Consider the following 6,058-nt stretch of genomic DNA (forward strand, 5'->3'; position numbering starts at 1 on the left):
TATTTTAAGCGCGAACTTAATTAAATTTTCATTCTTTGACATTAGCTTCTCCTCACATACTCCACATTCCTTTGATAAGATTAAGAAAAAAAAGGATTTAAAATGTTTGATTTTATGAATATGAATATGACACTATTTCATGGTTTTTCAATGTTTGTTTTTTTGGCAATATTTTTCTATTTGATATTTTCAATAGATAAAAAAGAGAAATCATCAGTAGTTGATATTTTAAAAAAAAGATTAGCAAAAGGTGAAATATCTCAAGAACAATTTGAATCAATAAAAACTACATTAAAAGAAGGAAATTAAATATGAAAAAAACAATTTTATTTTTAGCACTAATAACAAGTTCAGTTTTTGCAATGGAAGGTAAGACTATGACAGTTTACAAATCACCTTCTTGTGGTTGTTGTACTAAATGGATTGATATTATGAAAAACAAAGGCTTTGAAGTAAAAACAATTGAAACAAATGAAGTTAATACTATAAAACAAAAAGCTGGATTACAAGCTGGACAAATATCATGTCATACAGCATTTGTTGATGGATATGTAGTTGAAGGACATGTTGATTATAGTGCAGTTAAAAAAATGCTTGTTGAAAAACCCAACATTATAGGAATTACTGTTCCTGGTATGCCTGTTGGAAGTCCTGGTATGGAGCAAGGAAATACTAAACAAGCATATGATGTATTATATGTAAATAAAGATGGTTCTACAGGTGTGTACGAATCTCACTAAAAAATAAATTTTGATTGGATATTAATAAAATGAAAATACTTTTACTAGAAGATGATGTGATTTTAAATGAAATAATTGAAGAGTTTTTATTAACTTTAAACTATGAAGTAATTAGTGTTTTTGATGGTGATATTGCCGAAGACTTAATATATGAAGAAAGTTTTGACCTTCTTTTATTTGATGTAAATGTTCCTAATATTACAGGTTTTGATTTATTAAAAAATATTAGGCAAAATAATATTAATATCCCAACAATATTTATAACATCTAGACATACATCAGAAGATGTTAAAATAGGATTTAATTCAGGATGTGATGATTATATTAAAAAACCATTTGACTTAAGTGAATTACAACTTAGAATTGAGAATATTAAAAAGTTACGACAGATTGAGAGTTATGGACAAGTAAAAATTGATGATAATACTTCATATAATTATGAAAGAAAAATTATTTTTAAGAATAATGAAGAGTTTAATTTATCAAAAATAGAATCAAAGATTTTAGAATATTTTATAAAAAATAAAAATAAAACGCTTTCAATAGACCAAATATCAGTAAATAATTGGCTTTATGATGAAGTTCCAGAGGCTACAACAATACGAACTTATATTAAAAATTTAAGAAAAAAACTTAATGATAAAACTATAACAACACTAAAAGGAATTGGGTATAGATTTAATATTTCTTAGAAATATTTTTTATATAACAAATATTTATTATTAAAATATTTTAATTATGAGTTAAATATGTAATATTAATAATTCATTAATTTTAATAAGCTAAACTCTGCTAATATTTAAATAAAGGCATTTGATGAACCTTAATATGAGAATTAATTCTAAAATCATTTTTTTATGTTTTTTAGTTGCAAGTAGTGCTACCTTAGGTAGTTTATTTTTTAGTGATATTATGGGATTTGTTCCATGTAATATGTGCTGGTATCAAAGGATATTCATATATCCTCTTTCTATATTATTTTTAATAAATTTACTCTATCCTGATGATAATGTATATAAATATACCTTTCCAATAGTAGTAATTGGATTGCTTTTTGCTATTTATCATAACCTTTTAATGTTAGATATAATCCCAGAATCAATGGTTCCATGTAGTAGTGGTATACCATGTTCCACTGAATATATCAATTGGTTTGGGTTTATAACTATCCCCTCTCTATCATTTATAGCATACCTTATGCTTTTTTTACTATTAGTACTTGGAAAGGAGAAACAACATGACAAATAAAAAAAACAATAATACAGTAATGCAGAATAAAACTATAATTATAATTTCTATTATGGTTTTAATTGGAATATTTTTTGGTATGAAATACACTTATAATCAATCAGAAAATAACAAAACAGTTGCTCTATCAGAAAATCAATCAGTATTATTTAAAAGAGATACGTCTTTTACAATTGGTCCTGATAATGCAAAGGTACAGTTAGTAGAATATTTTGACCCGGCTTGTGAAACTTGTTCCCAATTTCATCCATACATAAAAGATATTTTGGAAAAGAATAAAGGTAAAATTCAATTAGTTCTTCGATATGCTCCACTTCATAAAGATTCTGATAAGGTTGTTGTTATTTTAGAAGCTGCTAAAAAACAAGATATGTTTTTAGAAGCTTTAGAAGCATCTTTTAAAACACAACAAAATTGGGCTGGACATAATGGACATAATCTGAATAATCTTTGGGAAAATATCTCAGGTTTAGGACTTGATATGGATAAATTATTAAAAGATATGAAAGACCCTGAAGTAATGAATGTAGTAAGACAAGATATTGAAGATGGTAAAAAATTAGGTGCTACAAAAACACCTTCATATTATGTAAATGGGAAACCACTTCAAGAATTTGGACTCCAAAATCTAAAAGATTTAATTCAATCTGAGATGGATAAATAAGGAAGAATATGAAAACTATATTAATAATGATTGTATCAATTTTTTTGAGTTTATTTTTCTCTGCTTGTGATTCAAAGGTAAGTAAAGCACAAGTTATTGAAAAGAGTGTAGAATCAGTTGATCCAAAAAAGTTCACTTTGACAACGACTAAAGGAGAAATAATTACATTAACTGTTAATTCTCAAACTATTGCTTCAAAAGAATTAGAAAATAAAATAGTTCTAGTCAACTTCTGGGCTCCTTGGTGTGAACCATGTAAGAAAGAAATGCCAAGTTTTGTAGAACTTCAAGAGAAATATAAAAATAATTTTATTATTCTTGGTGTTTTATTTGATAAAAATATATCGAAAGAAGAATTGACTGATTTTATGAAAAAATATAATATGAATTTCCCTGTAACTGTTGGAGAAGAAAACTTTACATTAGCAAAAGCATTTGATGATGTGAAAATGATACCAGAATCTTTTCTTTATACAAAAGATGGAATATTTATAGAAAAATTTGTTGGTGAAATTAGTAAAGAAAAACTTGAGAAATATATAAAAGATAATTTATAGTACTTATAGAAATAATATGTTATCTTTATTACAGTTTGTTTATTGATAATTCTCATTGTAAAACTGTATATGAAGATTAAATAAAGTTTAAAATTCTATTTTAAACTTTATTTAAAAGTACTCTAATGCTAGGAAATAACATATATTAATGTTATTAAATTTATATTATATAGATTATAGGAATAACTCTATAGAGTAGATGTAAGTAAATAATTTAATGTAGATAAATGCTATTAATTTAGCTTTTTTTACTCTAAATATAATGATAATAATGTTCTTTCAAGACATTATTTTATTACTATTTTATACTCGGTAAAAAACCGTTATAAATTATGTGTTAAATCATCTAATATAACAAATATTTATTTGTTACAACTCTAATAATTATCTAGTCTCCCTTCGGAAAATATAACAACTTATAAGATTGTTAGACTCTAATTATGAACTGATTCTATAATATTAGTAATGTGCATTATTTTTCTAATTGTAGTTGGATATTTCTTATCCTTATTTTATTTAGTTAAAAAGTTCATCTTTTGCTAGTTTTTTTATAGGATTAGCTTGTATATTTTAATGTTGCATGATAAACTAATTTTAAATCTTCTTAAATTCTTTTGGTTTCACTTCGTTCCCTATCACAAGCTAATGTGTTTACATACTTCAATAAATTACGTATTTGATAATTGGTACTTCAGTTTGAGGAAATATTGTTTTAATTGTTTCAGGAAAGCCCTTGCGACCATCAATAGAAACAATACGAATATTTTCTGATCCTTTATTATTTAAATCACTTAGAAATAAAAGGCAGAAATCTTGAATTTGAATGTCATATCAACTATAATTTATTTAATAGTTGATATGTATAGATATTTACTCTACCTTATCTTTTATAGTATTTAAAATTCTCATAGAATTAAAAATAGCAAGTAAAGCTACTCCAACATCTGCAAAAATAGCTTCTTTCATACCAATTATTGCTCCTGCACCAAGAACAAGAAACCCAACCTTAACTATCATAATAAAAACAATATTTTGATAAACAATTACTTTAGTTTTTTTAGCAATTTTTATAGCATCAACTATTGATTGTATATTGTCGTTTAAAAGAATAATATCAGCAGATTTTACGGCTAAATCACTTCCCATTCCACCCATTGCAAAACTAACATCAGCATTTGCCAAAGTAGGAGCGTCATTGATTCCATCGCCTACAAATGCAGTTACTTGATTAGTCTCTTTTTTTATTTGTTCAAAATAAGTTAATTTTTCTTGTGGTAAAAGTTCATATTTTATTACATCTATTCCTAATGTATTACCAACATTTAAAGCAACCTCTTTTTTATCTCCTGTTAACATATAAGTTTTAGAAATATCTAGTTTTTTAAGTTCAGAAATAACATCTTTTGCTTCAATTTTAATAATATCATTTACCACAATATATCCAGCAAATTTACTATCAACAGCTATAAAAACTGCACTTAATTTTTCTTCTATATCATCAATTTGTAAATTAAATTTTGCAAGAAGTTTTTTATTTCCTATTAAAATTTCTTTATTATCAATAGTTGCCGTAATACCCAAACCACTTAACTCTTCATGTTTTGTTATAAGCTTTGAATCAATAGCTTTTCCAAATGCTTTTATAATTGACTTTCCAATAGGATGAGTTGAAAAGCTTTCTGCATATGCAGCATATTTCAAAAGTTCATCTTTACTTAGGTCTTTACTTTGAATATCTGTAACTTCAAAAACACCATATGTAAGAGTTCCTGTTTTATCAAATACCATATTTCTAATTTCTGTTAATTTTTCAATATAATTTGCACCTTTTACCAATACACCTCTTTTTGAAATTGCTCCAATCGCACTAAAAAATGATAAAGGAACAGAAACTACAAGTGCGCAAGGACAAGAAATAACTAAGAAAATAAGTGCTCTTTCAAACCAATCTTTAAATAAAGCATTATCAATTAATAAAGGTGGTATTACTGCTAAAAATATAGCTAAAACAACTACAATTGGAGTGTAAACTGCTGCAAATTTAGTTATAAACTTTTCAGCTCTTGCTTTTGTCGAAGATGCATTATTTATAAGTTCAATAATCTTTGCAACAGTTGAATCTTTATATAAAGAAGTTGCTTTTACATACGAAGCATTTGAAGTATTAATAAATCCACTTAAAATTTGTTCACTCTCAAGTATTGTTTTCGGTTTAAATTCTCCCGTAATCGCACTTGTATCAAATGAACAACTTTTTGAGATAAGAACACCATCAACGGGAACTTTTTCTCCTACCTTAATTAAAATAATATCATCAAGTTTAACATCTTCAGGTACTTTCTGAACAATACTTTCACCTTCTTTTACATTTGCAAATTCAGGTTTAATATCAAGTAATGCATTAATATTATCTCTTGAATTATTAACAGCAACTGATTGAAACATTTCACCTATTTGGTAAAAGATCATAACAGATATACCTTCCACAAAATCATTTAAAGTAAATGCACCAATTGTTGCAATACTCATTAAAAAATGTTCATCAAAAACTTTTCCATGAATTAAGTTTTTGATAGCTTTGTATACAACATCCCAACCAACTAAAAAATATGCTATTAAATATAAAATTATTTGAAATTCTTTGTTAATTACATAGTTGTAAGATATATAAGTTAAAATAATAGAAATAATTGTGATTAATAAAAGTTTCTTATTTAAAAGTTCCCAAAAAGTTTTTTGTATTTTTTCTTCATCTTTTATAATAACTACATCTTTTTCAATTTTCTGAATCTCTTTTTCAATTTTTTCTAATACATCATAATTTACATTTTTTTCAAAACTTAAAGTTG

General features: G+C 25.3%; 8 protein-coding genes. 6 read left to right on the forward strand and 2 right to left on the reverse strand.

The window, feature by feature from the left end:
• The first annotated feature begins 102 nt into the window (after positions 1 to 102).
• From ACERKK_RS10305 to ACERKK_RS10330, 6 genes are all read left to right on the forward strand, one after another.
• Positions 103 to 309, forward strand: coding sequence for an SHOCT domain-containing protein (locus tag ACERKK_RS10305; RefSeq protein WP_373772998.1), 207 nt, complete (start codon positions 103 to 105; stop codon positions 307 to 309).
• A 2-nt stretch (positions 310 to 311) separates the two neighbouring features.
• Positions 312 to 740 (forward strand): DUF411 domain-containing protein, encoded by a 429-nt coding sequence (locus tag ACERKK_RS10310; RefSeq protein WP_373772999.1) that lies wholly within the window; start codon positions 312 to 314, stop codon positions 738 to 740.
• A gap of 29 nt (positions 741 to 769) precedes the next feature.
• A complete protein-coding gene (locus tag ACERKK_RS10315; protein WP_373773000.1) occupies positions 770 to 1,432 on the forward strand; it encodes a response regulator transcription factor in 663 nt (220 codons plus the stop codon).
• Positions 1,433 to 1,556: 124 nt separating this feature from the next.
• Positions 1,557 to 1,988, forward strand: coding sequence for a disulfide bond formation protein B (locus tag ACERKK_RS10320; RefSeq protein ID WP_368031526.1), 432 nt, complete (start codon positions 1,557 to 1,559; stop codon positions 1,986 to 1,988).
• The gene (locus ACERKK_RS10325; RefSeq protein ID WP_373773001.1) at positions 1,978 to 2,652 is read left to right on the forward strand and encodes a DsbA family protein; all 675 of its coding nucleotides are present in this window, start codon (positions 1,978 to 1,980) and stop codon (positions 2,650 to 2,652) included. Before ACERKK_RS10320 ends, ACERKK_RS10325 begins: the two co-directional genes overlap by 11 nt.
• Before the next feature lie 8 nt (positions 2,653 to 2,660).
• The gene (locus ACERKK_RS10330) at positions 2,661 to 3,209 is read left to right on the forward strand and encodes a TlpA family protein disulfide reductase (protein WP_368031524.1); all 549 of its coding nucleotides are present in this window, start codon (positions 2,661 to 2,663) and stop codon (positions 3,207 to 3,209) included.
• A gap of 660 nt (positions 3,210 to 3,869) precedes the next feature.
• On the opposite strand, the gene ACERKK_RS10335 is transcribed toward ACERKK_RS10330, so the two are convergent.
• A complete protein-coding gene (locus ACERKK_RS10335; protein WP_373773003.1) occupies positions 3,870 to 4,034 on the reverse strand; it encodes a transposase in 165 nt (54 codons plus the stop codon).
• A 45-nt stretch (positions 4,035 to 4,079) separates the two neighbouring features.
• On the reverse strand, positions 4,080 to 6,058 hold a 1,979-nt coding region (locus tag ACERKK_RS10340; RefSeq protein WP_373773002.1), incomplete at its 5' end, for a heavy metal translocating P-type ATPase.

Origin of the sequence: Poseidonibacter sp. (assembly GCF_041821165.1) — a bacterium.
GTDB lineage: Bacteria > Campylobacterota > Campylobacteria > Campylobacterales > Arcobacteraceae > Poseidonibacter.

Coding starts and splice junctions, on each gene's coding strand:
- ACERKK_RS10305 (WP_373772998.1), top strand. CDS start 103: ATGTTTGATTTTATGAATATGAATATGACACTATTTCATGGTTTTTCA.
- ACERKK_RS10310 (WP_373772999.1), top strand. CDS start 312: ATGAAAAAAACAATTTTATTTTTAGCACTAATAACAAGTTCAGTTTTT.
- ACERKK_RS10315 (WP_373773000.1), top strand. CDS start 770: ATGAAAATACTTTTACTAGAAGATGATGTGATTTTAAATGAAATAATT.
- ACERKK_RS10320 (WP_368031526.1), top strand. CDS start 1,557: ATGAACCTTAATATGAGAATTAATTCTAAAATCATTTTTTTATGTTTT.
- ACERKK_RS10325 (WP_373773001.1), top strand. CDS start 1,978: ATGACAAATAAAAAAAACAATAATACAGTAATGCAGAATAAAACTATA.
- ACERKK_RS10330 (WP_368031524.1), top strand. CDS start 2,661: ATGAAAACTATATTAATAATGATTGTATCAATTTTTTTGAGTTTATTT.